This is a genomic window from Saccharibacillus brassicae, assembly GCF_006542275.1.
Classification (GTDB): Bacteria; Bacillota; Bacilli; order Paenibacillales; family Paenibacillaceae; genus Saccharibacillus; species Saccharibacillus brassicae.
In genome coordinates this window covers 3,968,963-3,995,457 of the sequence record NZ_CP041217.1, presented here as the reverse complement: position 1 = coordinate 3,995,457, position 26,495 = coordinate 3,968,963, and the positions used below count along the sequence as shown (strand labels likewise).

Genomic DNA, 26,495 nt, shown 5'->3' with positions numbered 1-26,495 from the left:
AGCTCTTGATCCCGAGCGGCGGCCTGCGCAGCCAAGCTGCCCGAAGCTTCGTTTACGGCATTATCCATGCACCGTCACCGTCCCCGGAACCGCCACCTGATGCTCTTTGATCTCGATATTGCGCTCGCTCGTACCGTTTACCGTCAGCTGCGCGTAATCGATCAGCGGCGGAATATCGAGCAGGATCGCCGCAATGCGGGTGTACCGGACAAGCGGATCGCGAAAAGCAAGCTGTTTGAGGTAAGACGCGACGCCGGCCTGAATCTGCGCTTTGACGTCCGCCGCGGACGCTCCGCTTGCGAGCGTCGGCGTCACTTCGATATGAATCGGCACTTCCTCCGCCGGCATAACCGTGACGACCGGCCCGGCCGGAGCCATCCCTTCGCCCTGCCCGTCCTGCGTCGGATCGATATAATCCTGCACTTTCGATACGATCGAGGCGCCGGCGGCCCGCTTGTCGTTGTCGAGCAAATAGACGGCCACCGTGCCGGGCCCTTTCCACAGCGGAAGAACCCGGCTTGCGCCCACGCCCGGAATCTCGCCGGCCCACTGCATGTACTGCGATTTGTTGCCGCTGGTGCCCTGATTGCGAACTTTGGCGTAAAAGCGTTCCAGCAGCGAAACGTCCGATTCGATATTGCTTCCTCCGGTCGCAGCCGCCGCATTCGTAACTCCCGTCACGCCGGCAACCGAATCGGACAGCAGCGTAATCGCGCCCGGCGGGATATTGCCCGCTTTGCCCGCAAGCAGGGCACGGATCGGCGCGGAGCCTTTGCCGCTTTCGCTCAGCGTGACCGCAGCCAACGTTTCGTATTCTTTGGCAGCTTCGCCGGAACCGTCGTCCGAGAGCGACGAGACCGTCGTGCCGGCCGGCACGAGTCGGCCCGGTTCGCCCGTAAACGTGGCCGTACCTTCCGCAAAAGTCGCGCCGCGACGCGTCACGCCGTGTTCCGCCGCGCGCAGGTCCAGTTCGTCCGAGCGAAAATTGTCGTCCGTACTGGCCGCCGTGCTGACGAACCCGCGCCGCAGCAGCTCCTGGGCCCACGAAGCCGCTTCCGACAGCATAAAAGCCGCCGGGGCCTGCGTATCCCACAGAAAAGACCCTTCCGATTTATCCAGATCCGCAGGCAGCCGATCCAGCATGCGCCGCCGGATCGCTTCTTCCGTCTGTCCTTGCAAATAATAAGGAAAATCAGCCAATGCCCATCACCTCGCTTTCCAAAATTTCGACGTCTTCCTGTACGCTGGTGACGTAACAGGTCAGCGTGCAGCGGTCCCCGTCCCAGGCAAAAGAAAACCGGTCTACGGAGCCGGTGCGACGATCCGCCAGCAGCGCTTCCGTCACCATGCGTTCGATTTCGCTCTCTACAACGGCGTGCGCGTATCCGCTGCCGATCAGGTCTTCCAACTCGCTTCCATAATCGCTCGAATAGATGACGTGGCGGTAGCGCGGAGTCCGGATCGCTTTTTCGCACCACTGCACCCAGGCTTCGCGCGCGTCGGCTGACGCGATCCGGCCGCCGGGCGTCACGACAAATTCGCCTGCGCCGTAATCGAATTTCCAGCCCCGGCCGAACGCGATCGCAGCCGTTTCCGCTTCGGCCGCCGCCGTTTCGTCTCCCCAGAAGAAGCCGTCATGTTCCGGAAAAAGATTAGCCATCCGCGCCCACCACCTTGCAGAGCACGACGATGTCGCTGCCGCCGTTGATCCGGATCGCCAGCACGCGGTCGCCGGGCAGCAGCCCGACCGGCAGTTCCGCCGTCATGTAATCGCGGATCTCATGCTTGAAATCGTCCAGTTTGAGACCCGAAGAAGTGACCGTGCCCAGCACGCCGCCGAGTCCGCTCGCCATCTGCCGGGTATGTCCTTTCATTGCGGAACTCATCATATCGGCGAATTGTCCATACGGATCTTTAGTCAAGGTAATACCTCCTTTTTACGGCCGCTTCGGTCGCCAGCTCCAGCGTCATCGTGCCCGGATTCCCGAGATCGTGACCGGCCGACGTGACCAACAGCTTCATGCCGCTCAACGTGACCGCGTCTCCGGCCCGAATCGTGTTCACGTCGGGCGCGGTCACCGTAAACGTCTCCTGAATGCCGGTGAGATAACTGGCCGCAAGCTTTTTGGCCGCTTTTGCCGTTTTGACCTGATCGTCCGAGACGACTTTTTGCAGCGTTCCCAGTTTGTCCGTGCCTTTTTCGTCGACGGTCAGAATTTTGGACTTCACTTCTTTTCCGTTGGAAGAGTCCGCGGCGGCCAGCACTTTGACTTTGGTCACCGCACCTTCCAGCGTACGCATCTGGGCCACGTCGATCAGGCGATCCAGCTCATGCACCTGCGCGTTGCTGCCAAGCTTGAACAGCTCCAGCCCGCGGCCCGTCATTCGGGGATGGTACATCGCGCCGCCGGATTTGGCCGTTTCTTTGAGATCCGCGAACAGCATCGAAAAGATCGTCTGCGCCCGGTATACCGCTTTGCCCAACTTGATTTCGGTGTCCGTCTCGTCAGCCAGCTTGATCTTCCAGTCTTTGGCGTATTTGCTCAAGCGCTGCGTCGCCGTCTGGTCTTTGAGAAACAGATATTCGTCTTCGGATTTCTCCAGATAGATCATCCGGTCGTACACGGTGAGCGAAATGCGTTTGGTGCCGCTGTTGGTGCTTTCCGCGTCCCAGATGACGCCGGGATTCAGCAGCGGCACACTCTCCTCTTTGCCATAAGGCACGCCGCTGACGCGAATAGCCGTTCCGGGCGTCAAGTCCGGCAGCTGCCGCGCATTCGAGACCGCCAGACGAATATGGGCTTGGTAAGCGATTTGATCGAGCGCGTCGCGCATGCTGATGCTTTCGACCATCGGCGTCAGATCGGCGCTGCCGCCCACAATGACGTGATAGCTCACGACGGCATCACCAACCTCTGGCCCGGCTTGATCACATTCGGATTGCTGCCGATCACGCTTTTGTTGGCCGCGTAGATCAGCTGCCATTTTTCGCCGGAACCGAGCTCCAGCTTGGCAATTTTGTGCAGCGAATCGCCGCTTTTGACGGTATAGGTTTTGCTGGCGGTTCGGAGATCGCTTCGGCTCGCTTTTATCGCCGTGCCGCCTTCGCCCTGAAGCTTGGCATCCCGCCACGTGCGGAACGTCAGCTCGAAATAAATATCGCCCGGCTCGCCGCCCCGGAACGAACTGTTATACGAGATCAGGTACACAGGCACGTTGATGCCGGTATGCGAGATGACCAGGCGGACCGGTTCGGCCGAGACGAGAAACCGGTTCAGCACGTTCACTGCGGCCATCGGGTCGGGGATTTTGCTGAATCGGCAGTAGGAAGGATCGTATTTTTTCGGAAAAAAAGACGAAAACGTGATCTCCTTGATCTTGTCTCCCTGCGCAAAATCGAATTCCCCATGCTGAAGCATATTAACCGTTTCGTAACCTTTGGAGCGCGAGAAATGGATCTCTTCGGGATTGACGGGAAAACGAAAATTTTTTTTGTATCCGTAAAACAAATAAATATCCACGGCTTTCCTCCTTTCCGGGCCTGCTTGAATCGTTACGTCGCCATCGCCGTCGAAGGTCCGCCCGAACCGCCGCCCGTCGGTTTGTAGTTATTGAACGCCTGCCGCACTTTCGCGACGATCGCGGCGCCGATCTTGCCTTCGATCTCCGCGTAGTCGATCTCTTCGTGAATATCCAACTGCACGGTGCCCGGCGAGATATTGATCGAGACCTGGTTGGTCACTTCGGTCTTCGCTTCCTGGATCATGCCGGAGAGGGCGCCCATCTGCGTCTGGCTCATCTCGACGCTGATCTGACTGCCGCTTCCGGCGGCGTTGGCGCCGGCGATGCCCGCAGGCGGCGCAGCCGGCTGCGGCGGTACGGCCGGAGGCAGAACCTTAGGCGCAGCCTGACTGATGAGCCGCTGGTTCATCATCGCGATCGGATCCATCGGATCGGCAAAACGCGGAGGCGCAGGATCGCGCATGGGACCGTACATCGCCGGAGACGGAATGCCGGCCGCCTGGGCAAGCGTGGGAGAAAGCGGCGCAGACGGTTTCGGCGCGGGCTTTTCTTGTTCTTTTTTGCCCCAACTGAACAGTTCGTCCATTTTGCTTGATAACTTATCCATCGTACTATCCATGAATTCGGCAGCTTTACCGCCATATTCGTAGACCAGGCCGCCCACTTTTTCGCCGACAAAATCTCCGGCCATTCCGCCCAGATAACCGCCGACGGCGGTGCCCAGCCCGGGTAAAACAGCCGTTCCGATCGCTGCACCGGCGCTCCCGCCGATGGCTCCTCCGGCAGCGCCTCCCAACATTTCGAATCTCGCCCGATCATCGGTCGTACGTATGGCATCTCCGACTTCCAACAGCGTACCGAGCGGGCCGAAAATCTTTTTGGCTACTCCTTTGCCGAAAGTGTCCAAAATACCGGAGTCATTGACACCTTGAATGAGTTGGGAAGCCGCCTCGGCAGGACTGGATTTAGCTTCTCCTCCTCCGGAACCGGTTAGAGCGCCGTAAAAATCTTTTAAAAAATCGGCAGACGCAGTCCCGCCTTCTATGAGATTGATACCGGCACCAAGACGGTGCCCTGTTCTTTCGGCTTTCAATGTGTTTCTTTTTATACGATAGGCTTCGTCTTCCTCTCTCCTTTCTCTTTCCAAAACGGCTGTTTCCTGTGCCGTTCGCGAAGGATTCGCCATATCGTCCAAAGCCCGATCGGAATTCACCTGAAGCCTTTTATTGTCCTCATCCGCAATTTCCCTGCTTTTAGCTCTGGCGTTATGCACGTCCAGGCGTCCATCGTTTAACGTTTTACCGGCTTTAAGACCATCCACAAGCATCGAAATCGCGCCTTTTTTCTTTTCCTCCGCCGCGGGAGCCGCACCAACCTGCAAGTTCCCAAGCTTGCTCGTCAACTGCACGAGCGCATCGGTGTTGATCGTCAGCGCCGTGACCAGCGGCTGAAAATCGATCGGCGGAAAGCTCGGGGCGGGATTGATAATGGAAAGCTTCAGACTTTGCTGCTGCTGCACGATCGACGGCTTTTGCGCCGCAAGATCGGGTTTGGGCGCGATAGGCTTGTCCTTGATTATTTTCGAAGCCCCTGTAGCGATCGGCGGCAGCGGCTCGACCCGCTGAGGCACTTTCGGCACGGCCGGAGCCGCTTGGGCAATCCGGGGCAGCGCTTCGACCTTCTGCCGCACTTTCGGCATGGCCGGAACCGCGGGCATCTTCATATCCGCCGACACCTGAATGCGCTTCGAGCGAATCTGCCCGAGTTTTGCCAGCAGCCGGTCGATGTCTCTGGAAGCTTTGTCGTCAAGCGTTACCTTGGGCATCAGCTTCAACCTCGACAGCTTGAGCGCGGTTCGGTAGATCTGGTCGAAATAGCGTGCCGTAAATTTGAGTTCGTTATTCAACTTGACGATGTTCTGGTACCGGGTCCGGCCGAGCCGGTCGGAGGCCCGTTGGATCTGGTCGAAGTAGCGCGCGGTTGCTTTGAGTTCGCCGGCATTCATCGCAAACCCGTTCGGATCTGCCATAGGTTCACCTCCTCTTATCTGTAGGCAGCTCTACGCGCGGCTGCTCAGCGCTTCCAGCTCTTCTTCCGAAAAAGCCAGCAGCAGCAGGCGTTCTCCGCGCGGCAGCTTCCAAAATTCTCCGGGACGGAGATGATGGCGCACCCACATGTGGTACATCATCGTCGTCACCCCGCCGGAGCGGATCAGTTTTTTACGTCAGCGAGCTCCACGCCGAAGCCGGACAGCTCCAGGACCTTGTCGCCGACCGCGTCGAGTTCGCCTGCCAGCAGCATCCGGCGCACGGCCTGCTCTCCGCCGGACAGCTTCAAGCGGCTGATGATCCGCGGATCGCCCCATCCGTTCAGCTCCAGCCCTTTGACTTCGAGCTTGGCCGTCGCTTCCGAGATCAACAGCGCATTGAACGTCTCGCTGTCGACTTTTTCCTCCGTGCGGCCTTTGACCGTTTTGCGGACCATGCAGCGCTCGCGAATGCCGTCCACTTTGCTCGACGTCAGGCCGCGCAGCGTCATGCGCAGATCGAGCCGGCGAATCGCCACCGTTTCTTCGGGCAGTTTGTCGGCGGCTTCGAACAGCACGTCCAGGATTTGTTCTTCGGACAGGTTTTCGTTGATGCTCATTGCTAATTCCTCCTTGAATGATTGAATGGTTAAACGGTTAAAAGAAGGTCAAAAAACGGCCGCGGCCCGATTTCGGTGCCGCGGCTGTGTTCGATACAGAAAAACGGATATGAGAATCAGTTCGCGCGAATTGGGTCGAGCAGCTCGTAGCCTTCGAACGTGAACGTTGTTTCTTCCGCGACTTCCTCGCCGGCATTCCAGTTCGCAAGCTGGATCTTGTCGGGCATGCAGCGGATCAGGCGCACGCGTTCATGGCCGTACGATTCCGGATCGTCGAGCTTGGAGATGATATCGAACTTGCGGAAACCGCGGCGGATCATGTCCGACGTCACTTTGTAGCCGCTCATCGTGCCGGTGCCTTTTTTGGCCCCGTTTTTGTGGACTTTCCAATCGGTGCCGGTCAGGTTGAGTTCGCGCTTTTCGATCTCCACGCTGGCTTCCAGCTTATTGATATGGGACTGCCACACCCCGTCGATGTGCAGTTGGCCGTACGTACCGAGAATGACTTTCGAAGCATCCAACATAGATTGTTCCTCCTTGGGATCTTGAATCGTTTAGTTTGATCGGTCGGTTGTTTGGCGGACGATAGGAAAATCTTTATTGCACGTAAAACGTGCCGAACAGCTGCTCCATCACGTCGGACAGTTTCACGTTCCACTGCAGGAAGACCTGGTCGGCTTCCGGCTTGATCAGCGGCGCATCGCCGTAGTAAGCCGGGTCCTGCACGACGTCGAAGCCGTCCGCTTCGATCACGCCGCTTTGGGCGAGCAGCGCCAAATATTCTTTCATCGCGCCGATCAGCGCCAGGCGCCCTTCTTCGGTGTTGTTCACTTTGCCGATGTACGAATCTTCGGCCGTACGCTGAAGGTCGCTGCGGATCGCGTCCATGACGCGAACGGAACGGATTTTTTTCCAGGCGTTGTTCTGGCCCGCATCCGGCGCGACCAGCGTGTTGATACCGCGCAGCGTTTTGACCTGGCGGCCGTCATGGAACAGCAGGAACACGCCGTTCTTGACCGCCGTTTCCTGTTCGGAACGGCTCCAGCGGCGGGTCACGTCATCAAACGGCGCCGCATGGTACGTCGTCGATTCGTTCAGGCGTTGGCCCGCAATCAGACCGGCCACGTAAGCGCTCGTCTGCGCCGAGCTGTACGCCGCGCTGCCGAGCTTGACGCCCGTGCCGACATTGACGATGCCTTCGTGGTTCAAGGCTGCCGAACGGGCAGACGCAATCTCCGGCGCTTTGGCGGCCGTATCTTCCGCCTGCGTGCCGCCGATCACCAGCGTCACGCCGCGCCCTTCGCCGCGAAGACGTTTGATAAACGCGGCGAAGCTTTGAAGCAGGGCCGCATCAGGAGCGAAATCGAGCGCCAGCACATCGAAATCCGTCCCTTCGAGCGCCGACTGCGCCGAGACGTAATCGGCGTTGCTCAGCTCGCCGCTGCCGCTTGCGCCGCCGGCGAAGGCCGAACCGGATACGGCCGACAGCACCGCTTCCGGAGCCGCGGCTTCGGCTTTGATCCAGGGATTGCCGGTGTCCGCGTTGACCGCCGCCGCAAACGTCGACGCTTTGCCGTCCGCTGCCACGAACGTGCGCAGCAGCTTGGCTCCTTCGTACAAGCGAAGTTCGAGCGTATTCCCGTCGGTGACGCGCGGCTGCACCGCTGCGCGGAATCCGTTGGCCCGGCTGCCGGTATGGACGGCCGTCAGGCGCAGCGCGTCATTCTCGCCGGACTTGAGCGTCAGGGAAGCCGCTGCCGCCGTATCGTCGGCGATGCGGTAAGCGAGCAGTTTTTTCGGACCGCCCAGCAGAGCCAGATAGAGCGAATCGCGGGCCGTCGAACCGTTCGTGCCGTCGTTCGAATACATGCGGTCGATCGCCGCCTCGCTGCCGATCTCGACGAATTGGCGTTCCGGGCCCCAGTCGCTTTTGACCAGAACCGCGACCGTGCCGCGGCTGCCCGGCTGAACCGCCGAAGCGGCCGCCGCCTGAAAATTCATATACAATCCGGGAAGGACCGGTTTTTCCGTCATACTCCAAGTTCCGCCTGCCATATTACTTCACCTTCGCTTTCATAAATTGTTTGATCTTCCGCGCGGCCTGCTCGACGGTAAAACGTTCCGCCGGGTCCAGGCACAGCGCGCCGTGCAGCACTTCTTCCCGCACGCCGAACAGTTCGTTCGCGTGCTCCGCCAGTTCGCCGGCCGTATATTCGGCCGGCTGCCGGCTGCCGCCACTTGCGGCTTCCGCCGGTGTCGGGCTCTTTGTCCCGGGTTGGGTCTCCTGCATGTCGATCCCGCCTTTATCCAAGTGTGTCCCGCCGCGCGGCCTTCAGTCCGCCTGCTTGAAGCCGACGTACCCGATCCGAACGGGCGGATCGGGCTCTCCCGGCCGAACGGGCGCCGCGGCGGCGCGCTCCAGCACGTCAAGCCGCAGTTGGCCTTTGACGAAGCCGTCCGCTTCCAGATCCGCGACCACGTCCGCGATCGTCGCTCCGCGCGTTCCCGGCGCGGACGCCTCAAGGCGCTGCGCGCCGCTGAGGCGCTGCGTCAAGCGTTCGAGCGCTGCGCGCTCTTCCGCCGGCCCGCGGCCAAGCACATGCGCGGCATACGTTCGCCGCACGTCGAAGGCCGACGGCTTGGCCGTCACTTTGCGGCTGCCCGAGAGCCGCCACAACACGCACGGGCGCTTGACGGCGTTCGGCCAGCGATCGGCCGCCACGTGCCAGTCCGAGCCGAGCAGCTCGGACGACAGCTTGGCAAGCGCGGTCAGTTCCGCGCCCGCCGGGCCCGCATCGGCCGGCACACCGGCCGGCTGCCGGTAGACGGCGAAGCGCAGGCCCCGCGTCAGGCCGCCAAGCAGAGCGTCCGCCCGGTCCCCGTCGGCAGAGCCGACGTAGACACAGGCGAAACTTTGCGCTTCGCCTACGGCTCCGGCTTCCGGTTCGCTGTGCAGAACCGCTTCATGCAGCGCGGCTTCGATACGGCCGGCCAGTTCTTCGATCTTGTCGAAGCCGCCCGACGCCGCATCGGCATACGGCCAGACCTTGACGATCCGCCGGTAGCCGATCCAGTCGTTTTTGCGAATCTCTTCGCCGAACGTCACGACGGCGCCGAATCCGCCAAGGGCCGATCCGACCCCGGGCAGGTCATGCACGCGGCCGTTCAATCCGGCCACCTGTTCTTCCAGCCTTTTTTTGATCGCCTTCCGAATCGCAATCCCCTCCTCCCTTTCCGCATTTCCCTTTCTTTTCCTATCCAACCTTCGCCTTGTCGCTTATTGCGCTTACGGCTCTTACGATTCTTACAGCGCTTATCGCGCCTGCCGCACTGCCGCGTTCAAAGCTTCGGGAGTCTCGCAAGGACCGGCTCTCGCCGCGAGGCGCATGACAAAGACGGCTGCCTGGCCCCATGGGGCCGCATCCGTCCGTGCTGCGTGATTTGGCTTCTTCGAGCTTTCGGCGCCCGGCCTCTTGCTCAACTTCCCGATGATATAATCTTACCGCCTTTCGCGCCAAACGAAGGCGGCGAAGCGTCCGGTTTTCGTCCGATAAACGGAGACAAAAAGACGAGGCTTGGACGAAAAAAAGGCGAGTGACGCGGCAAACCCCGCAGCACCGCGGTTTGCGCTCTTTTTCCGGAGCGGCATACCCTTATATTCGAGCCCTGCCCCGCCGCGTTCCGAATTCGTTTCTTCATCTATATAGCGAATATATAATGGATACGGAGCGGAGATCGAAGCCGCCCGCAGCCTGTTCCGAGGCATCCGCGCCTTCGCTCTTGTGCGGGATCGAGATTTCTCTTATAATTGTTTATTGTCAATACGCTTGCCCTATGCTACTATATAGTGTATGTGATTATTGATTATTTTAAGAAGGAGTTGAAAATAAATGAAACAAGGAATCCACCCGGACTTCCAACCCGTCGTATTCATGGACACGAGCACAGGGCACCAGTTCCTGAGCGCCTCGACTCGTAAATCCAACGAAACCGTAGCTTGGGAAGACGGCAACACTTACCCGCTGATCAAAGTGGAAGTGAGCTCCGATTCGCACCCATTCTTCACTGGCAAACAGAAAATTCTGGATGCCGGCGGTCAAGTTGAACGCTTCAAAAAGAAATACAACATGTAAGCTCAAGTCCGCTAAGCGGACTTCTACGACCAGGCAGCGGATTTTTCCGACGCCTGTTTTTTTTGCGGTTTTGCCGCTTCCCGGCAGCCGTCAAAAAGCCGCGACGCCCTTTTACGGGCATCGCGGCTTTTTTCGGTTTTGACTTTATGTCTCTTTCGGGACTCTGCTCCCCTTACTCTGTTCAAAGTTGCGGCTCTATTCGACTCCGGCCTTCTTTTCAAAAAGAAGCTCCCTCTCCGCCCTTATTCCGCGGGAGCGTCCGCTGCCGGTTCTTCCGCCCCCGACACTTCCGGCCGCGCCAGCTTGTACAGTTCCAGGAAACTTTGTTTATCCGGCGCGTCTTTCTGCACTTTCCAGCCGTCCTCGCCTTTTTGCATGCGGATCGAGCCTTTCATCGGCAGCGGATCGCGTCCGCCGGAAAATACGAGGTTCAGCGTGTAATCGAACGTCACCTGCTCCTGCTCCAGGTCCACGCTTCTCGTCGTCATGTCGATCTGCTCGACGCTCAGTTCGGAATCGGTATGGATCGCCGCTTCATAAGGTACGTTGGCCGCCTGATTGGTGAAATATACCGACAAAAACTCGCTTTCCGCATACGGCGACAGCTCGCCGTGCCGTCGTTCGATCCAGTCGATCATACTTTGTTCGCCCTGCCGGAATTCTTGTTTGAACACATCCAGCTTATCCGGCGTGACGGTGAGATCTTCGCGCTTGAAGTCCGCCGCCGCTTCCCGCGCCTCGGCTTCGGCTGCCGCCTGCTGCTCCGCCGGCGTGCCGCCGAGAACGCCGCCCGCGTTCGGACCGCTCTGGCCCGATCCGGGATTGACCTGCGTCTGCGCGACGTTCGGCGCCTGCGCCTGATCCAGCCAGCCCGCCGAATTTGCGCCCCAGATGCCGCCAAGCAGCACTCCGGCCGCCAGCACCGCGCCTCCGACGAATTTGCCTCTGCGTTTTACCGTTGTCTGTGTATGTTCCATGTTCGTCTCCTCCTTGATCCTGCTCATTTGCGCGAGCGTGGGTTCTGTCGGGATCGGACCCGGCTCGCGTTCCAGCGCCGAATACCAATTCGGCCGTTCGCCCCGATGTTCTTCGCGGGCTCGTCTCGGTTCCGGCTCGTTGAATCGGCTCATGCTCGTTCCTCCTCTTCCATCAGGCGATCCATCCGGCTTCGGGCCCGCGACAGCCTCGATTTGTACGTGCCTTCCGGAATGCCGAGCAGCTCCGCGCCTTCGCGCGCCGTCATGCCGTAATGCGCTTCGAGCAGCAGCGTCTCGCGCAGCTTGTCCGGCAGCCGGAACACGAGCTCCCACACCCGGCGTTCCCCGGCTTCGGCCAGATACGCTTTTTCCGCCGAAGCCGCCATCCGGTCCGGTTCGATCTCGGCGGACGGGACGACCCGGCGCATCCACGCCGAACGTTTGTGGTTGACGTACGTATTTCTCGCGATGCGCATCAGCCACGTTTTGAGCGAAGATTCCCGCCTGAAGCGATCCAGCGAACGCAGCGCCTTGACGAAAGTATCCTGCGTCAGATCGTCGGCGGTGACGCGGCTGCCGGACATGAAGAAGAGATACTTCCACACGTCGCCCCAATGCGTGCGCACGACGGTATCCGGATCGATCGCTTCCATCTCCCCGTCGGAACGTTCCTTCATTTTGTCCATCTTCTCACCTCTTCTATACCTTATAGACAAAGGCGAAGCCGAATCGTTCCCTTTTTGCGCAAAAAAGTTCAAAACCCTTTTTCCGCCGCGCGGCTCTCCTCACTCTTCCCGGCCTGCCCGTTTTCGCGCGCTTTCCCCTTTTTTGGCCGTCAAGCCTTCAAGATCCAGCATGCCCATCGCGGACAGCGTCAAAGCCATTTTGTAAAAAGCGCCCGTGCGCACTTTGACGTACGTGTCTTTGCTGATCGGCGGATCGAATACGTGATTGTACACTTTGTAGTCGAACACGTCGTCCTGCTTCATGTAGCGCTCGCGCAGCAGCAGCCGTTCCCGGTCGTTCAGACGTTCGACGATCCGTTCGATCCGTTCGCAGTAAGCGGCGCGGGCGGCGGGCATGTCGACGTTGTACAAAGCGACGGAGGCGGTGGAATCGCTGACCGTGCCCGTGAAGCCGGAAGGCACTTCATTATAGGAAGAAGTCAGGCGGGCTTCCCTTTCCTCGAACGTGATCGTTTTGTAAATGCGGTATTTTTCCATGACCCCTTCGACGGCGGCCTGCGTTTTGCGGCGGTCGAGCTGGGGCAGCTCCAATGCGTCATCCATTGTTTTGGTCTCCTTTTGTTGTCTTTTGGCAATATCCAAGGCGGACAACTCTCTTTTTTTAAGCTGGCGTTCGTATTTTGTTCGTATCTCTGTTTTAACCTTACCACATCTTTTCCAAACTCGTAAAGAAACATTTTGGCGTTTTTTTCCACCTGTAGGAGACAAGCCTTTACGGGCGCGGTTTCCGCCTTTTGGCAATATTTTGATCCGCTCATTTACCCGGCAGCCGATATTGGGTATATTAAAATAGAGAAGGAGCGCCGCAGGGCGACCGGCCAAATTGACGAAGCGAGGAAGGGTGCGCATATGGAAAAGCGGTTCGGCAGTTATTTGAGACAGGTTCGCGAACGCAAAGGCTGGAGCATCAACCGCCTGGCCGGAGCTGCAGGCGTCAGCACGTCGCAGATTTCCCGGATCGAGCACGGCCTGCGCGGAGTGCCCAAGCCGCAGACGATTACCAAGATCGCCCAGGCCCTCGGCGTTCCGTACGAAGAGATGATGAACGAAGCCGGCTATCTGCACGACCTGAACGAGAGCTCGGCTCCGGACTGGGCGACTACGCGCGACAAGCGGGACTTCAAGAAGATGCTCGAAGAAGACGGCGAGCTGATGTTCGACGGCATTCCGCTGGACAAGGAAGACAAGCAGCGCATCAAGGACGTGCTGACCGGCCTGTTCTGGGAAGCGAAGCAGATGAACAAACGCAAACCGTAAAGCTTCGACCGCGCTGTACCCCATATTCCGCCAAAGGAGGACACGGACGGTGGAACCGATGCAAAAACTCGTGACCCGCCTCATAGGCAAGACCCGCACGACCGATCCGTTCGCCATGGCGGAAGCGCTCGGCATTCATATTCGCTACATGGACCTCGGCAAATCGACCAAAGGCCTGTATTACCGCAAACTGCGCAGGCGCTTTATCGTCATTAACGAGCAGCTGCCGGAGGAATGGCGGAATTTCGTCTGCGCGCACGAGCTGGGCCACGACCGGCTGCACAAAGGGATCAACCGCTTTTTTATCGAAGAACATTCGTTTTTCAGCGCGGGCAAGCTGGAGCGGCAGGCCAACCGGTTTGCCATGCTGCTGCTGACGAGCGGAACGGAACCGATTCCCGGCGAATCGTTCGAGACCTTTTTGCTGCGCAGCGGCATTCCCGCGGATTGCGTTTATTTTTTTGCCCATTGACCGAACGTACGTTCCAGTGTCGAATTTTAGTAGGTACTAGGTCAAATTGACCATTTCCAATTTTTTATAAAAGAAGTGTAACCTTATAGGGCTTTTTGTTCGATAATAGACAAGACGGCCGTGACTGCAAGGTCCGCCACCCGATTTACAAACTTGCTTATCGAAGGAGAAGATCATGATCCGACAAAAAAGAGTAATGCGTACCCTGGCCCTTCTGCTGATGATTGCCGCGATCGCTTTCCCGGCCAACGCGTTTGCCGCCACGGGAGACGTTAGCTCGATTGCGTTCGACGACGCCACCAAAAAAGAACTGGTCATCGGCCAAGCGGCGAAGCAGCTCAAAGTCTACGCCACGGTCGAAGGCTCCACTTCCAAAAAAGACATAACGGCTACCGCTGCCTGGACTTCTTCGAACCCCAACGTCGCGCTGGTCACCAAAGGCCTCGTGTCGGCAGCAGGAAGCGGCAGTGCGATCATCACCGCCACTTACGAAGGCGCGGTCGCAACGGTTGAAGTCTCGGCCTCCTATCCGTACACCAAGCTCGCTCTCAAGCCGGTCAAAAGCGGTACATACAAGCTGGGCGATCCCGCATCCGATCTCAAAATCGCGGCCAAGCTTACAGGCGGCGAAGACAAAGACAAAGTGACCGACGTGACGTCGCTCGCGACCTGGACCAGCTCCAATCCGGCCGTGCTGACCGTCGAAGCCGGACAGCTGAAGCTCGTCGGCAAAGGCACGTCCGTCGTGACCGCCAAATACGCGGGACAGACGGGTACGTTCACGGCGACCGTCGATCTTCCGTATTCGTCGCTGGAGATCCGCGATCTTGGCAAAGCGGCTTCCGATCTCGAACTGCTCGTCGGCGACGAGCTGAAGCTCTCCGCCGTCGCGCCGGCTGCCGGAGGCAGCACCGAAAAAGACTTGACGGCCGACGCCGCGTGGACCACGTCCAACGAAGCCGTCGTATCCGTCGACAAAGGCGTGCTTACGGTCAAAACGGCCGGCAAAGCAACGGTTACCGCCCAATATCTCGGCGTGACCGGCTCGCTTGACGTCTACGTGCGTTCGCCGTACGAAGCGCTGGTGCTCGTGCCTTCGGAACCGACGCCTCTGTTCCTCGGCGAGACGCTCGACGTCAAAGCCGAAGTGCGCGATCGCGCCAACTCTTCGCTGGACGTGTCGGCGGATTCCAAATGGTCGTCGAGCAACCTGCTGACGGCAACGGTAGACAACGGCAAAGTGAGCGCCAAATCGATCGGCACCAGCACGATCAAAGCCGATTACGTCGGCATTTCCAAAGAAATCAAGCTTACGGTCTATCCGACGCTCAAATCGCTTGAAGCGCCCAAAGCCGATACCGAGCTGTACCGCGGCGAGACGGAAGCCCTGCCGAAGATCAGCGGGGTCAAGCTCGACGGGTCCAAGCTCGACCTGAGCGGCGACGTCAAATGGACGTCCGGCGACAACGCGATCGCCTCGATCGAGAACGGCAAGATCGTCGCCAAATCGTCGGGTACGGCGACGCTGTCTGCCGCTCTGCCGGCAGCCCCTTCCGTCGTCACGCCTGCCGGCGACGTATCGGTACGCAAAGAGACGGTCCAGTTCAAAGTGACCGTCAACGAGAAAGTACTGCTGCTGATGGGACCGGATGAAGCGTTCAATCTGATCGTCGGCGAGACTTCCCCGATGCCGACCGTGAATGCGGTATGGGAAGACGGTCAGGAGAAAGACGCTTCGGCGCTCGTCAAATGGACCGTCAGCGGCACGAACGCCGTCATCAAGACGACCGACAAAGGCCAGGAGATCAAAGCGCTGGTCAAAGGTTCCGTGTCGCTCAAAGGCACGTACCTGAACAAATCGATTACCGTTCCGGTGAAAATCGAACCGAAGATCACGAAGATCGTCGTCGATCCGACTTCGATCCAGCTCAACATCAAGTCCAGCAAATCGATCAAAGCGACCGCGTTCTACGCGGACGGCTCCAAAGTATCGCTCGGCAGCAAAGTCGGTTGGGTCTCGTCCAATCCGCTCGTGGCTTCGATCGCGACCACTTCGGTCAAAGGCCTTGCCGAAGGCAAAGCGACGCTGACCGGCTCGTATCAGGGCATGCCGCTGAGCGTGGAAGTCACCGTCGTGCCGAAGCTGACCAAGCTGACCGTTGCCGAGAAGACGCTGAAGCTCGCTCCCAAAGCGACCGCCAAAATCAGCGTGACCGCGCTCTATGACACCGGCGCTACGGCCGAAGTGTCCGGTCAGACGACATGGACCAGTTCGAAGCCTAACGTTGCGACCGTATCGGCTGCCGGACAGATCACGACGCTTGCCGAAGGCAAGACGATGATCCGCGGCAAGTTCGGCGGCAAGCTCGTTACCGTCTCCGTCACGGTCAAAAATTAAATCATATCTTGCCCCGCCCGTTAAAAGGCACGCAAAAAGGCCCTCTCCGTCGCCGGAGAGGGCCTTTTTGTACGGTCATACGTTATGCCGGTCGATTTGTGCCTGCCTCCCGCTTGCGAGGGAAACGTCGGCTTGCCGCGACCGCCGAGGAACGCCGTTACAGCTCCGAAGACACGTCTTCGCTTGCGCTGCCGTTCTCGGTTTCGCCCACCGGGCGATACGTGACGCTGTCGAGCAGCAGGCCTTTGCCTACAGGCTCTCCGTTCAGCGTAATCATGATTCTCATCGGGTTTTCGGATTCGGTATGCATCATGTTCAGTCACTCCTGTTCGCTTCGTTATGAATGTATGAGAGATTCGTTATAGTCGGCCTGAAAGATTGGTATTTTAAAAGGAACTTCGGTACACTTGTTAACGTACAATCTTTTGCGACCTTTCGAACTGCCGATCGTTTGGCTAAAAGTTCGATCCATAAGCCGCCCGCTGCGGGCGCCCTTTTATTTATACCCGTTCCTTACGCCCGTTAAACGCTTTCTCGATTCGCCCCTCTCGGCGTTCCGCACGACCGATTGTCTTGTTATCCCACTCTCATGATCGAGGTGACTGTTCACGATGAACTACGGAATTTCCCGGATTCTTCGCAAAAGCGTCCCTGCCGCCCTGCTGCTCGGCCTGCTGCTGCTTCCTGCGGGACGCCCGGCCCATGCCTGGGAACCTTTCGATAATTTTGTAAACGGATTGGAAATGTTCGGCCAGCTTCCGAGCGAAGTCAACGAACTCAAGCAGGGCTACGACGAGACCGTCGACAAGTTGGAAGACGCCCAGGCGGATATTCAGGCTTACCGCGACGATATGGATACGTACCGCTCCCAGATCACCGAGCTGAGCGAGCAGAATCAACGGCTGGACGAGCAGAACAAACAGCTGCAAGATACGGTAGCGCTGCTCAATGCCGCGCAGCAGGACCGCGACCGGAGCGCCCGCACGATGAAGTTCGTCATCTTCGCCCTGGTCGGCCTGTTCGTCGGGTATTTCCTGCTGATTCGCGTGCTGCGCCTCGGCCTGCGGGGCAGACGATGATCGGAGGACCGTCATGAACATTATCCACGAACAATCCGGCGACTCGTTCGGCGCCCAGGCCTATACGTTCGAACTCGGCGAGAGCGACGTCGCGCACGTGCTGCATCCCCAGCAGGTCATCGCGTATCGGGGCGACCCGAGAAAACGCAGCGATCGCCTGCTGGAGATCAGCCGCATGATGCGCAAGCGCAAGCTGATCCGCGCCGACTTTCAAGGCGAATGCGCGTTTACCGCCGTGCTGCCGGCCGGCTTCGGTCTGCAAACGCTCGAACTGAACGGCGGCAGCGACATGCTGTACGACTTCCGCCATCTGTTCTTCTACACGGACGGCATTGATATGAAAAGCCGGTTCCTGAAGCTCAAAAATATGCTGATTACGCAGGACGCGATCAAGATGAAGTTTTCCGGCCAGGGACAGATCGGCATCATGACCCAGGGCACCGTTTTTCAAGCCGAGCTGCACGAGAAAGAACCGCTGTTCGTCCATGCCGGCAGCATTCTCGCTTACCCGGAGAACGCCCGGCTCGACTTGTCCGTCTACGGCAACCACCTCGCCAGCCAGCATATGCATTATCATTGGAAAATGACCGGCCGCGGCCATGTGCTGCTTCAGGCCGGCGGCACCCGCAGCCAGGAACTGCGCGAACATATGGAAGACGACGGTTTGGTGAAACGCATTTTGAGAGAAGCTATTCCTTTCGGGAACGTATTTATTAAATAGCTTTGAACCTTTCCAATCAGCGCCTTGATTCAGGACTTTGAACGCGGACGGGTCAACCGCGTTCAAAGTCTTCCCGTAAGCGTCTTCCAATCAAAGGTTCAAAGCCCGCTTCCTCGAATCCATTTTGAAAGTCATCACACCCGATTTTAGCAAATCAAAGGCTCCATCCCCCACTCCCCAAAAAAAAGCCGCCCTTCCCCCGTCACCGGGAAAGGCGGCCTTCTTTATAATCCTCTTATAATCCTCTTATAATCGTCCATCCACGTCCGCTTACGCTTCGTCCCCTGCCGGCTCCATCGTATCCCAAGCCGCGTCGACCAGCGTATCGAACGCTTCCCCGTCGTTCTCGATAAACTCCTCGAACGCGAGAATCTCTTCTTCCGGGCCGGGCTGCTTCAGGAAATGCAGGCTGTATTCCCACATGTCTCCGCTTTTGCTGTAGATCGTCAGCTCGTAAGGCTCTTTGTGCCCGGTCACTTCCGCTTCGACCTTGCCTTTGTAGCTTTTGTCTTCCATACGTTCCATGCGGGCATTCACGATCTTGATGTCCATATTCCGGTCGTCCTCCTCGATCTTCTTGCTTCTTATACTCCCGCTGCGGCTATTCCAGCAAGCTGGAAATAGACTGGAGGCGCTTCGATTCGCTCTGCGCCGCCGCGACCTGCGTCGGTTCGGAGCCCGCGCCGCTGCCCTGCATCAATCCCAGACGATCGTTCATCTTCTGGTTGATCTCCGTCATGCGGCCGGTCTGTTCCGTAGCCGATTTGATAATCGTCCGGTTGGACTGTTCGTACAGGTCCATCGCCGTGAACAGGTCGCCCATCGCGCGTTCGACCGCTTCCAGCTGCATAGCCGGCTTGCCGAGCAGTTCGTTCGTTTTCTGCGTCGTTTCCTTGAGCATGCGCGAGTTATCCTCGAACATGTTCTGGAGCGTCTGATTGGCCGTATTGACCGCTTCGATCGTCTCCATCTGATCCTGCAGCGCCATCGCGATCATCGCCGACACCGTAATCAGATGCTGCGTCTTGTCGATCGTGGAGTCGACGGAATCGATCAGCTTGTCGTTATTGTCGTTGATAATGTCCGTGCCCGCAATCGCCTGCTGGTAGAGCATGATCATCTCGGTAAACGATTGGATGCGCGTGACGACTTTGCGCAGTCCGCGTTCCAGCGTCGGCTTGCGGCCCGCATTTTCCGGCTTAGCGATTTCTTCCTCGAACAGAACCTTCAGGCGGTTGCCCATCGCGATCCGCATTTGCAGATTGTACACTTCTTCGATCGACGTCCGTTTGAGATTGCGCATGTACGCCATATTTTCTTCCAGCGTATCTTTGCCGTTGCGCAGCGACATGACGATGGCGTCGACGTTCGTTTTGACCGACTGGTATTTGTAGATGTAGTTTTTGAGCGGCGTTTTGCGCAGGATCTTGTCGAAAAAGCCGACCTGTTTGCTTTTGCTGAGCGAGTCGATCTCGGTCCGCAGGCGCAAAATGTTGTTGCCGACTTCCGAGCGCTTGCCGGCTACCATATCATTGACCGGGCGCTGGAGCATTTCCAGCGACTGGCCCGCTTTTTCCATCGTGCGCTGGCCCATCCGTCCGATCTGGTCCATCAGTTCGTCGAGCTGCATATTGTCGGTGTTGGCGACTTTTTGAATGACCTGCTTCGCTTCCTGCTCGACTTTGTCCATATCGTTCTTTTTCAGTTCGACCGCAAGGTTCATAGACATGAATAGTCCTCCTTTGGCGATTTGCTCTTAATCCGAAGTCCGGTAACGCTGCTGAATCAGATCGACGCGGCTTTGCAGTTCGATCAGGTCCCGATGTTCGATCGTCTCCACGTACAGCGACAGCCGGGAATTGATATCCTTGATTCCGTCGAGCAGCAGGCGGCGATTTTTGCGTTTGGCTTCGCCGCTCAGCTTCAGGAACGGATTGATCGCGCCGTTGAGGTCTTTGAACACCAGACGCTGAATATTATGGTTGATCTTGCTATCGTTGATTTCTTTGAGCTGCGGAATAAGGCGGGAAATGCGGGCCAGCAGCGAGATCGTTTTCTCGACGATTTCGTCGTCCAGCGAGTTTTTCTGACCTTCGGAAATAAGCATCTCCTCGATCACCGAAATGTACTCGTGCACGGGGTCCCACATCTCGTCGGCTTCCGACCGGGGTGCCTGCGTCCGCGTGGCGGCCGGGGCCGCAGCGGGAACGGGAGCGGCGGAAGGCGTAGGCGCCGGAACGGCATCGTAGGCCGACCGTCTGCGCTCCTGCTCGCCGCGCGCGGCCGCTTCCTCGCGCAGCCTGCGCTGCACCGCTTCGTCGACGGCCGGAATGCCGGTCCGTCTTCCGCTCGGCGGCAGCACTTCCGGCTGCGGCCGGGACTGCGGCGATACGTCGATCGGCAGCGGCTTGGGCTTGCGCCGCTTGAAGGCGCCGATACTGAGCAGCACCGCGCCGCCGGGAATAAGCATCGAGATCGGCTCCGGCAGGAACCCCTGCGAGACGAGCGCGACCGCATAACCCGCGATAAGGGCCGTAAAAGGCAGCCCGAAACGTTTGATATAATCGATCATGCTTGAACACCTCCAGCTTGATCGCGGAGCATGGACCCGCCGGGCCGGCGTTCGCGTCAGTGGTCGGACACAGCCGACCCGCCGCGGACGCTATCCAGCCTGACGGCCTGCTCCACGTAACTTGCCTTGATGCCGAACTCCGGCTCGGGCGGCCGGCACTCTTCGCCGAACGCCGCTTTGACGGCGAAATACGGGAAATTGACGCCCGAGAGACAGGTAATATACAAACCGCCGGACATGCGCGGATTGATTTCCAGCAGTTTGGGAACACCTTTATTGTACTTTACTTGAACGTTAAAAGCATAGGGAATACGGCAATTTTCCGCGATGCGCCGCGACAGGGCAAGCAGTTCTTCCGAATATTCGAGCTGGTACACGCGGCCTTCGGACTTCAGGCGCGGCACGGCCGTCAGCAGGCGGCCCGCCGCGTCGGCCAGGCAGTCGATACTGTATTCGTCGCCTTCGAGCATCTCCATCACCATCAGATCGTCGAAGCTCTCGACCGACGACAGCGTGCGGTACGTTTCTTCGTACGTCGTCTCAAGCGTGACCCAGCCGTACAATTCTTCCAGCGGATCGCCCGCTTCTTCCTTGATGATCCGGAAGCCCATGCCGCCTTCCGCTTCGGTCGGCTTGAAGCAGACGGTCTCGCCGGCTTCCCTCAGCTCCCGGTACGCCTGCGCGAACTGTTCGGCGGTGCGGACGACCCGGTAATTCGGGATGTCCACGATGCCTTTGCCTTCGAGCGAACGGTAAAACTTTTCTTTGTTCATCATGTTCTCCAGCAGTTCCATGTCGCCGCAGACCATTACGCGAGTGCCGATCTCTTCGAATCGGCCGATATGCCGGGCAATCAGTTCCATATGCAGACGCGGAATGAACAGGTCGATCCCGTGTCTGCGGCAAAAGTCGAGACAAAACTCGATATAGGCTTCGCCTTCGACTTTGGGTTCGGTTTCTTTGACGTCGCAGGCGCTCAGCGAAACGTGGTCGATGCTCGGATGCGTGCCGTAAAATTCGAACCGCTCTCCGTCTTCATTGTTGCGGATCAGGTTCACGTAATGGTAAGCGACCGAGAACCAGCGGTTCAGCCATATTTTTCTCATCGTTCATCTTCCTCTTCTGCATTTTTGCACAGCGATGTCTAACGGCATTACGGGGTAGTACGCGGGACAAGGCGATCCGGTTTCGTTCAGCGCTTCTCGCCGGACGCCAATCCGGACTCCGCAGCGGGCAGCGCGAACCATTCGGCGATTTTGGCGATCAGGTCTTCCGCCGCTCCCATGCCGTCCCGTTCGGTGAACGCATAGACGCCCGATTCCATATGCGCGGCATAAATTTCTCCGTGCCGCGGCACGATCGCGTAATCGGCCGCTTTCAGCAGGCTTTCGTCCAGCAGCGAATCGCCGGAAGCGGCGATCCTGGACGCGCCGGACAATTTTTTGACATGCAGCAGACCGTCTCCCTTGCTTACGCCGTCGGGTACGAGATACATTTTGCGGCCCTGCACCGACAAATTCCAGCGCATGCCGGCAAGTTCCGCGCGAAACTCTTCGACGGCGTCCAGCGGCATATTGTCCCGGTCCAGAATAATCGAAAAGAACAGGCTGTCGGAATGCCGGTACGACTTGACCCATTCCGGCGAAGAGATACGTCCGAACGCTTCGATCACTTTGTCCGCATGCTCGCTGCGCGATAGCGCTTCCGCCACGTGGCGCTGCCAATCGGGGTCCGGCACGCCGTCGACGAGCACATTGCCTCCGTTGCTCGTCACGGCGTACTTCGGATTGAACGTTTCCCGAATGTAGAAAATGCGCTCGTACTGCTCGATCGTCCGCGTCGTGACAGGTACGAACAGCGTCGTTTTCGCCAATTCGACGAGCAGCCTCGCCGTCTCCGGCGACATGAACGAGATATGCTCGCCCTGGTACAGCTCCACGGGGATGACGTCGGCGGCTTCGAAGTTCGGGCCCATCGCTTTTTTGGAATAGATCAGGGTACGGTCAAGATCGCTCGCGAAAATCATGGCGTGCCTCCGTTCATCGGTTTGATGATGCCGCAGCAGGAATAGGTCAGGCCCGGGTACACTTCCACCGGAACGCCGCGGTCTTCGGCCAGCAGCAGGATATGGCGCAGATGCGGGTTGTCGAGCCGGTCGACGAGAATCTTCCACGGCACGCGGCGCAGCAGCACCCGCGTCGTCTCACCGACGCCCGGCTTGACCAGATTGACGTCGGCAATGCCGTAATCGTGCTGGATGCGGGCGATGTCTTTCATGCCCTGCCAGCTGGATACGTTCGCTTCCGGCAGATTCTCAAGCTTCTCCGCTTCGAGCCGCGCTTCGGCTTGAATGTCTGCGTAGTAGCTGCTCACGCGATCGACGAACACGTTGGAGACGTCGTCTTCCAGCCATTCCTTGTAATACTTTGCCCCGTGAAAATCGTCCGGGCCGATCAGGTCGCCGCGCAATACGGTGCGGCTCATCAGTCCCGAGACGGTCGAATTCAGGCAGGCGCTCGGAATAAGGAAATCTTCGCGCGTGCCGAACGTTTCCGAGCAGCGGCCCGGATCGGCCAGCACGGCCAGGTCGTCGTCGAGTTCGATGCCGTATTTGGCTGCCATCGTCTCGCGGGCTTCTTCCACCACTTTGCGGATAGCGCCTTTGCCGGTCCATCCGTCGACGAACTGGATACGGCGGCCGGGATGCTGCCGCTGCATGTACAGCACGGCATTTTCGTCGATGCCTTTGCCGCGGATGATCGAGATGCTGTAATGCGGCAGTTCCGCCCCGTACACCTCGCGGAAGTACCGTTTGATCAGGATGCCGATCGGCGTGCCCGCGCGGGCCAGCGAAGCGAGCACGAAGTCGGTGCCGTGACGGGCTCTCAAGCGTTCCGAGACGATGCCTGCCGCAAGCGACACCTCGCGCGCCGTCTCCTCCAGCGTCTCGTGGAACAGCGCCAGATACTCCGGCGTCGGCCGGTATTCGACCGGCAGCATTTCCGAATAATGCGTGCCGCCCTGGATCGCTTCTTCGCGGTCTTCGGTCGGGCGTTCCAGGTGAACGTCGCTCAGGTCTTTCAGCAAAAAGACGACGTCTTCCGGGCTGTAGCTGCCGAGCTTCTCGGGAACCGGCAGCGATTTGGAATTCACGGTATCGTTCGACATGGTCATTGTCCTCCTTGTGGGTTCGCGCTGCGGGGCCGGCTCGCGACCGCCAAATGCACGACCGGCACGCCGGTATGCGCAAGCGCCGCAAGCAGCGGCTTCAGATTCTCTTCGGGCGGCGTCCGCTCCAGGAAAACGAAAATTTCGTCGTACGCCCCTTCGGGGATATTGTAAAAGAAATTCGGCACGCCGGCATCGTCCGGCGACGTATGCGCAAAAGCGCTGCGCACGGCGTAGCCTTCTTCGTCGAGGACGTGGATCGGACTGCGCGTGCTCGACTGGTACAGCACGCCGTCGCCCAATTCCGCGGCGATGCGCATCGGCACGTACATGAATTCCCCGGTGCCCATGCAGAGCGTCCGGCTGCCTGTGCGCCGGCTCCGCAAGTAAGCGGCGGCGTCCCGCACCTGCCGCTCCAGTTCGGCGTTGTCGGCTTCGCGCATGCCGAAACGTCCGGTCCATTCCAGATACGGACAGTCCGAAGCCCGGCCGGACGTCTCTTCCGACACCGCGTCCAGGTGGCTGAAGAACGAAGAAAGTTCATGCCGGACAAGCTCCGTGCCGCCTTCCGGGCGAGGGGCCTGCGCCGGTTGGGTCAACCGTTCGACCGGTCCGCCGTCCACCTGGATCTCTCCTTCGATCAGCGAGATCGTCTCGATCGAAATGGCCAGTTCCGCTTCAAGCTCCGCAAAGCGCCGGCGGTCGGCTTCTCCGCGCCAGTCCAGCAGGCTGGCGACGACGTAACGGCGGCGCGGATGCTTGCCCTGCAAATCGCGAATGATGTTCAGCGCGGTGTTGCCGGTCGTCACTTCGTCGTCGACGAGCACGACCGTGTCTTCCCCGGCGAAAAACGACGTCTCGCGCGCATAACAGCGATGCGCCGTCGCGTGCGAATGTTCTTCTTCGAAGCTCAATACGGGCTGCTTGTCGACAAGCGCTTCGCGGGTCGTATGCAAAAAGCGCGTATCGCCCGCGAAGCAGTCGTACATCGCGTGCCCGAGCGCGGTCGCCGTCTCGGCAAAAGCGATAAACAGCGCCGGTTCGCCGACCGGCAGCTTGTCGGCCTGCAGCCGGGCGTACAGCTGCCGGGCCGATTCGGCGTCGCCCTGAAGCGCTGCGCACGCCTCTTCGAGGCTGTAGGCGCCGCTCTCCGCAGCCGGAAGGGCCGACTCCCCCGCTGCCGCTTCCGCGCGGCGGCGCTGCCACAGCAGGGCAAGCGCCGCGCCGCCGAGCAGCGATTTGTGCGGATCGACCGGAATATGCTTGCCGAGAATCCGGCTGACGAACAGGAAGCTGCGCTTCTTGTTGATCCGCGCCGCCATGCGGAACAGGTCGTCGGGATGCAGGCCGAGCGGATTGGACGTCAGGCGGACGCGCACGGTCAGCCCTTCGGGCATGTCGTACACGTACGTCTCCTGCGGATGTTCCGATTCGTTTCTAGCGAACGAGTAAGGCAGTGAAGTTTTGGTTCTCATTAAGCACCCCGTAAATTTCCGAACGGATCATGATGCGCCGTGCCCAGTTGAGATGAGGCTTGATCTCGTTCATTTTATTGTCGTATCCGCTTTTGACGACGCCGATCTCGCCGCCGCTGCTGGCCAAAATATGCGAAGCGTCGACATACTCTTCGTGCGTGACCGTATAGAGCGCCTGAACGGGGCAAATATGCGTCGGATGAATGATCGTTTTGCCGACGATGCCGTTTTCTTTGTCCAGTTCCACTTCGCGAATCAGGCCGTCGACGTATTTGTTGATGTACTGCATACGCAGCAGCAGCCCTTCGCGTCCCGCCGACTCCTGGAACGGCGTCTCGCGCAGCTGCGGCTTCAGCACCCGTTCGCTTTTGAAATATTCCCAGACCGGTCCCGAGATGACGTAGCCGCCCTGCGCCCGCCCGAACAAATTGACGATGTCCGCGACGCAGTCGCGAATGACGCCGATATCGTAGATCGTCATGTCCGGCTTGCGCCGAAGACCGAACAGGCTGGAAAAGTCGGTCGCCCCGATACGCACATTCAATATGTATTCGCGGTGACGATCGAGCAGATGCTTGATCGCAAGCAGCGTCTGCTGGCGCGTCTCCGCATAGATGATCTCGGGACTTTCGAGGATCGGCATGCCGTACAGCACCGGAATGCCGGCCGGCCGCTGTTCGTTGTAACGGCTCAGCAGCTCCAGATACGCTTCGCCGCTTACCGCGTCGAATTTTGGAAACACGAGCCCGGTCAGCCGGACGGCTGCCTGTCCCAACTGCTCCAAAATGTGCCGGGCCTGCTCCGGCGTGCGAATCCGGATAAAGATCAGCGGGAGCGATTCGGGATCGAGGCTTCCGCCGCGGCTCCACTCGTCCAACTGCCGAATCTGGGACACCAGCAGCGATTCCGCTTCCGCCAGCTTGAGATCGCCGACGGCGTCTTCCAGGTCGATGACGACCGAGGTCAATCCCATATGCTTGCCGGAACTCAAATCCTGCGCGATCGTCGGCCGCGTCGCCGGCATGTACAGGGCTGCCCCGATCGCATGGGCCAACAGCTCTTTGTCCGATCGGTTGCAAAAAGAGGCGGGAGCCAGGTGGAACAATTTTTCCGTTTCTTCCACCGATAAGTAATCGAAATAACGCATGATCTTTCCTCCCACAATATTGAGTCCATTCCATCCGCCCTGCATGCTGCGTCAAACGGATGCGGCCTGCCCCTTGGGCAAACCTCCGGCAAATTTGAAAAAACTCCGCTTATGCGGAGCAATAAGATCGACAAAGCGGATCTGCCCGCCTCCCGAACCGGCCGTTCCTGTGTCGCACGGAA

30 protein-coding genes are annotated in these 26,495 nt (G+C 59.0%); 6 read left to right on the top strand and 24 right to left on the bottom strand.

Annotated features, from left to right (window positions below; all coding sequences use genetic code 11):
- Nucleotides 1-60 precede the first annotated feature (60 nt).
- The 12 genes from FFV09_RS16520 to FFV09_RS16470 all read right to left on the bottom strand — a co-directional run bounded on the left by FFV09_RS16520 (nt 61) and on the right by FFV09_RS16470 (nt 9,346).
- Entirely contained in the window at nt 61-1,200 is a 1,140-nt protein-coding gene (locus FFV09_RS16520) for a baseplate J/gp47 family protein (protein ID WP_141448853.1), read from the bottom strand.
- Nucleotides 1,193-1,660 carry a DUF2634 domain-containing protein gene (locus tag FFV09_RS16515; RefSeq protein WP_141448852.1) on the bottom strand — a complete coding sequence of 156 codons (468 nt, stop codon included), beginning with the start codon at nt 1,658-1,660 and terminating at the stop codon, nt 1,193-1,195. Before FFV09_RS16515 ends, FFV09_RS16520 begins: the two co-directional genes overlap by 8 nt.
- Entirely contained in the window at nt 1,653-1,922 is a 270-nt protein-coding gene (locus FFV09_RS16510; RefSeq protein ID WP_415663172.1) for a hypothetical protein, read from the bottom strand. The genes FFV09_RS16515 and FFV09_RS16510 overlap by 8 nt, the downstream gene beginning before the upstream one ends.
- Nucleotides 1,915-2,898, bottom strand: coding sequence for an XkdQ/YqbQ family protein (locus FFV09_RS16505; RefSeq protein ID WP_141448851.1), 984 nt, complete (start codon nt 2,896-2,898; stop codon nt 1,915-1,917). The genes FFV09_RS16510 and FFV09_RS16505 overlap by 8 nt, the downstream gene beginning before the upstream one ends.
- Nucleotides 2,895-3,521, bottom strand: coding sequence for a LysM peptidoglycan-binding domain-containing protein (locus FFV09_RS16500; RefSeq protein ID WP_246098363.1), 627 nt, complete (start codon nt 3,519-3,521; stop codon nt 2,895-2,897). Before FFV09_RS16500 ends, FFV09_RS16505 begins: the two co-directional genes overlap by 4 nt.
- Before the next feature lie 32 nt (nt 3,522-3,553).
- Nucleotides 3,554-5,221, bottom strand: coding sequence for a hypothetical protein (locus FFV09_RS16495; protein ID WP_141448850.1), 1,668 nt, complete (start codon nt 5,219-5,221; stop codon nt 3,554-3,556).
- Nucleotides 5,222-5,581: 360 nt separating this feature from the next.
- Nucleotides 5,582-5,710 (bottom strand): hypothetical protein, encoded by a 129-nt coding sequence (locus FFV09_RS24400; RefSeq protein ID WP_272915061.1) that lies wholly within the window; start codon nt 5,708-5,710, stop codon nt 5,582-5,584.
- A 23-nt stretch (nt 5,711-5,733) separates the two neighbouring features.
- Entirely contained in the window at nt 5,734-6,168 is a 435-nt protein-coding gene (locus FFV09_RS16490; RefSeq protein ID WP_141448849.1) for a phage tail assembly chaperone, read from the bottom strand.
- Nucleotides 6,169-6,284: 116 nt separating this feature from the next.
- Nucleotides 6,285-6,692 carry a phage tail tube protein gene (locus FFV09_RS16485; RefSeq protein WP_141448848.1) on the bottom strand — a complete coding sequence of 136 codons (408 nt, stop codon included), beginning with the start codon at nt 6,690-6,692 and terminating at the stop codon, nt 6,285-6,287.
- A 73-nt stretch (nt 6,693-6,765) separates the two neighbouring features.
- Nucleotides 6,766-8,223: a phage tail sheath subtilisin-like domain-containing protein gene (locus tag FFV09_RS16480; protein ID WP_141448847.1), complete on the bottom strand. Its 1,458-nt coding sequence runs from the start codon at nt 8,221-8,223 to the stop codon at nt 6,766-6,768.
- Between the two features lies 1 nt (nt 8,224).
- On the bottom strand, nt 8,225-8,458 hold the full coding sequence (locus tag FFV09_RS16475; RefSeq protein ID WP_141448846.1) for a YqzN/YkzM domain-containing protein: 234 nt from the start codon (nt 8,456-8,458) through the stop codon (nt 8,225-8,227).
- 42 nt (nt 8,459-8,500) lie between these two features.
- Entirely contained in the window at nt 8,501-9,346 is an 846-nt protein-coding gene (locus FFV09_RS16470; RefSeq protein WP_141448845.1) for a hypothetical protein, read from the bottom strand.
- Between the two features lie 712 nt (nt 9,347-10,058).
- Here FFV09_RS16470 and FFV09_RS16465 point away from each other — a divergent pair.
- On the top strand, nt 10,059-10,301 hold the full coding sequence (locus tag FFV09_RS16465) for a type B 50S ribosomal protein L31 (RefSeq protein WP_141448844.1): 243 nt from the start codon (nt 10,059-10,061) through the stop codon (nt 10,299-10,301).
- 242 nt (nt 10,302-10,543) lie between these two features.
- Here FFV09_RS16465 and FFV09_RS16460 read toward each other — a convergent pair whose 3' ends face one another.
- From FFV09_RS16460 to FFV09_RS16450, 3 genes are all read right to left on the bottom strand, one after another.
- The gene (locus tag FFV09_RS16460; protein WP_141448843.1) at nt 10,544-11,431 is read right to left on the bottom strand and encodes a hypothetical protein; all 888 of its coding nucleotides are present in this window, start codon (nt 11,429-11,431) and stop codon (nt 10,544-10,546) included.
- Nucleotides 11,428-11,964, bottom strand: a complete 537-nt coding sequence (locus FFV09_RS16455; RefSeq protein ID WP_141448842.1) for an RNA polymerase sigma factor — start codon at nt 11,962-11,964, stop codon at nt 11,428-11,430. The genes FFV09_RS16460 and FFV09_RS16455 overlap by 4 nt, the downstream gene beginning before the upstream one ends.
- A gap of 99 nt (nt 11,965-12,063) precedes the next feature.
- Nucleotides 12,064-12,567, bottom strand: a complete 504-nt coding sequence (locus tag FFV09_RS16450) for an ArpU family phage packaging/lysis transcriptional regulator (protein WP_141448841.1) — start codon at nt 12,565-12,567, stop codon at nt 12,064-12,066.
- 306 nt (nt 12,568-12,873) lie between these two features.
- Between FFV09_RS16450 and FFV09_RS16445 the strand changes: the two genes are divergently transcribed.
- From FFV09_RS16445 to FFV09_RS16435, 3 genes are all read left to right on the top strand, one after another.
- The gene (locus FFV09_RS16445; RefSeq protein WP_141448840.1) at nt 12,874-13,281 is read left to right on the top strand and encodes a helix-turn-helix domain-containing protein; all 408 of its coding nucleotides are present in this window, start codon (nt 12,874-12,876) and stop codon (nt 13,279-13,281) included.
- A 58-nt stretch (nt 13,282-13,339) separates the two neighbouring features.
- A complete protein-coding gene (locus tag FFV09_RS16440; RefSeq protein ID WP_141450502.1) occupies nt 13,340-13,753 on the top strand; it encodes an ImmA/IrrE family metallo-endopeptidase in 414 nt (137 codons plus the stop codon).
- A 175-nt stretch (nt 13,754-13,928) separates the two neighbouring features.
- On the top strand, nt 13,929-16,151 hold the full coding sequence (locus FFV09_RS16435; RefSeq protein ID WP_141448839.1) for an Ig-like domain-containing protein: 2,223 nt from the start codon (nt 13,929-13,931) through the stop codon (nt 16,149-16,151).
- Between the two features lie 157 nt (nt 16,152-16,308).
- Here the strand turns inward: FFV09_RS16435 and FFV09_RS23855 are convergent, their stop codons facing one another.
- A complete protein-coding gene (locus tag FFV09_RS23855; protein ID WP_170315058.1) occupies nt 16,309-16,464 on the bottom strand; it encodes a hypothetical protein in 156 nt (51 codons plus the stop codon).
- 298 nt (nt 16,465-16,762) lie between these two features.
- Between FFV09_RS23855 and FFV09_RS16430 the strand changes: the two genes are divergently transcribed.
- Together FFV09_RS16430 and FFV09_RS16425 are read left to right on the top strand one after the other, a co-directional pair.
- A complete protein-coding gene (locus FFV09_RS16430; protein WP_141448838.1) occupies nt 16,763-17,230 on the top strand; it encodes a hypothetical protein in 468 nt (155 codons plus the stop codon).
- A 13-nt stretch (nt 17,231-17,243) separates the two neighbouring features.
- Nucleotides 17,244-17,951, top strand: a complete 708-nt coding sequence (locus FFV09_RS16425) for an AIM24 family protein (protein WP_141448837.1) — start codon at nt 17,244-17,246, stop codon at nt 17,949-17,951.
- 270 nt (nt 17,952-18,221) lie between these two features.
- On the opposite strand, the gene FFV09_RS16420 is transcribed toward FFV09_RS16425, so the two are convergent.
- The 8 genes from FFV09_RS16420 to FFV09_RS16385 all read right to left on the bottom strand — a co-directional run bounded on the left by FFV09_RS16420 (nt 18,222) and on the right by FFV09_RS16385 (nt 26,313).
- Complete coding sequence (locus tag FFV09_RS16420) at nt 18,222-18,503, bottom strand: hypothetical protein (RefSeq protein WP_141448836.1); 282 nt, start codon at nt 18,501-18,503, stop codon at nt 18,222-18,224.
- A gap of 49 nt (nt 18,504-18,552) precedes the next feature.
- Nucleotides 18,553-19,680: a toxic anion resistance protein gene (locus tag FFV09_RS16415; protein ID WP_141448835.1), complete on the bottom strand. Its 1,128-nt coding sequence runs from the start codon at nt 19,678-19,680 to the stop codon at nt 18,553-18,555.
- A 27-nt stretch (nt 19,681-19,707) separates the two neighbouring features.
- Nucleotides 19,708-20,523: a hypothetical protein gene (locus FFV09_RS16410; protein ID WP_141448834.1), complete on the bottom strand. Its 816-nt coding sequence runs from the start codon at nt 20,521-20,523 to the stop codon at nt 19,708-19,710.
- 56 nt (nt 20,524-20,579) lie between these two features.
- Complete coding sequence (locus tag FFV09_RS16405) at nt 20,580-21,629, bottom strand: ATP-grasp domain-containing protein (protein WP_141448833.1); 1,050 nt, start codon at nt 21,627-21,629, stop codon at nt 20,580-20,582.
- An 86-nt stretch (nt 21,630-21,715) separates the two neighbouring features.
- Nucleotides 21,716-22,549 carry an HAD family hydrolase gene (locus tag FFV09_RS16400; protein WP_141448832.1) on the bottom strand — a complete coding sequence of 278 codons (834 nt, stop codon included), beginning with the start codon at nt 22,547-22,549 and terminating at the stop codon, nt 21,716-21,718.
- A complete protein-coding gene (locus FFV09_RS16395; protein ID WP_141448831.1) occupies nt 22,546-23,697 on the bottom strand; it encodes a cysteine protease StiP family protein in 1,152 nt (383 codons plus the stop codon). Before FFV09_RS16395 ends, FFV09_RS16400 begins: the two co-directional genes overlap by 4 nt.
- Nucleotides 23,694-25,166, bottom strand: coding sequence for a phosphoribosyltransferase family protein (locus FFV09_RS16390; RefSeq protein WP_141448830.1), 1,473 nt, complete (start codon nt 25,164-25,166; stop codon nt 23,694-23,696). Before FFV09_RS16390 ends, FFV09_RS16395 begins: the two co-directional genes overlap by 4 nt.
- Nucleotides 25,129-26,313 carry an HpcH/HpaI aldolase/citrate lyase family protein gene (locus FFV09_RS16385; protein WP_141448829.1) on the bottom strand — a complete coding sequence of 395 codons (1,185 nt, stop codon included), beginning with the start codon at nt 26,311-26,313 and terminating at the stop codon, nt 25,129-25,131. Before FFV09_RS16385 ends, FFV09_RS16390 begins: the two co-directional genes overlap by 38 nt.
- Nucleotides 26,314-26,495 lie beyond the last annotated feature (182 nt).

Coding starts and splice junctions, on each gene's coding strand:
- FFV09_RS16515 (WP_141448852.1), bottom strand. CDS start 1,660: ATGGCTAATCTTTTTCCGGAACATGACGGCTTCTTCTGGGGAGACGAA.
- FFV09_RS16495 (WP_141448850.1), bottom strand. CDS start 5,221: ATGCCGAAAGTGCGGCAGAAGGTCGAAGCGCTGCCCCGGATTGCCCAA.
- FFV09_RS24400 (WP_272915061.1), bottom strand. CDS start 5,710: ATGATGTACCACATGTGGGTGCGCCATCATCTCCGTCCCGGAGAATTT.
- FFV09_RS16490 (WP_141448849.1), bottom strand. CDS start 6,168: ATGAGCATCAACGAAAACCTGTCCGAAGAACAAATCCTGGACGTGCTG.
- FFV09_RS16485 (WP_141448848.1), bottom strand. CDS start 6,692: ATGTTGGATGCTTCGAAAGTCATTCTCGGTACGTACGGCCAACTGCAC.
- FFV09_RS16480 (WP_141448847.1), bottom strand. CDS start 8,223: ATGGCAGGCGGAACTTGGAGTATGACGGAAAAACCGGTCCTTCCCGGA.
- FFV09_RS16475 (WP_141448846.1), bottom strand. CDS start 8,458: ATGCAGGAGACCCAACCCGGGACAAAGAGCCCGACACCGGCGGAAGCC.
- FFV09_RS16465 (WP_141448844.1), top strand. CDS start 10,059: ATGAAACAAGGAATCCACCCGGACTTCCAACCCGTCGTATTCATGGAC.
- FFV09_RS16460 (WP_141448843.1), bottom strand. CDS start 11,431: ATGAGCCGATTCAACGAGCCGGAACCGAGACGAGCCCGCGAAGAACAT.
- FFV09_RS16455 (WP_141448842.1), bottom strand. CDS start 11,964: ATGGACAAAATGAAGGAACGTTCCGACGGGGAGATGGAAGCGATCGAT.
- FFV09_RS16450 (WP_141448841.1), bottom strand. CDS start 12,567: ATGGATGACGCATTGGAGCTGCCCCAGCTCGACCGCCGCAAAACGCAG.
- FFV09_RS16445 (WP_141448840.1), top strand. CDS start 12,874: ATGGAAAAGCGGTTCGGCAGTTATTTGAGACAGGTTCGCGAACGCAAA.
- FFV09_RS16440 (WP_141450502.1), top strand. CDS start 13,340: ATGCAAAAACTCGTGACCCGCCTCATAGGCAAGACCCGCACGACCGAT.
- FFV09_RS16435 (WP_141448839.1), top strand. CDS start 13,929: ATGATCCGACAAAAAAGAGTAATGCGTACCCTGGCCCTTCTGCTGATG.
- FFV09_RS23855 (WP_170315058.1), bottom strand. CDS start 16,464: ATGATGCATACCGAATCCGAAAACCCGATGAGAATCATGATTACGCTG.
- FFV09_RS16430 (WP_141448838.1), top strand. CDS start 16,763: ATGAACTACGGAATTTCCCGGATTCTTCGCAAAAGCGTCCCTGCCGCC.
- FFV09_RS16425 (WP_141448837.1), top strand. CDS start 17,244: ATGAACATTATCCACGAACAATCCGGCGACTCGTTCGGCGCCCAGGCC.
- FFV09_RS16420 (WP_141448836.1), bottom strand. CDS start 18,503: ATGGACATCAAGATCGTGAATGCCCGCATGGAACGTATGGAAGACAAA.
- FFV09_RS16415 (WP_141448835.1), bottom strand. CDS start 19,680: ATGTCTATGAACCTTGCGGTCGAACTGAAAAAGAACGATATGGACAAA.
- FFV09_RS16410 (WP_141448834.1), bottom strand. CDS start 20,523: ATGATCGATTATATCAAACGTTTCGGGCTGCCTTTTACGGCCCTTATC.
- FFV09_RS16405 (WP_141448833.1), bottom strand. CDS start 21,629: ATGAGAAAAATATGGCTGAACCGCTGGTTCTCGGTCGCTTACCATTAC.
- FFV09_RS16400 (WP_141448832.1), bottom strand. CDS start 22,549: ATGATTTTCGCGAGCGATCTTGACCGTACCCTGATCTATTCCAAAAAA.
- FFV09_RS16395 (WP_141448831.1), bottom strand. CDS start 23,697: ATGACCATGTCGAACGATACCGTGAATTCCAAATCGCTGCCGGTTCCC.
- FFV09_RS16390 (WP_141448830.1), bottom strand. CDS start 25,166: ATGAGAACCAAAACTTCACTGCCTTACTCGTTCGCTAGAAACGAATCG.
- FFV09_RS16385 (WP_141448829.1), bottom strand. CDS start 26,313: ATGCGTTATTTCGATTACTTATCGGTGGAAGAAACGGAAAAATTGTTC.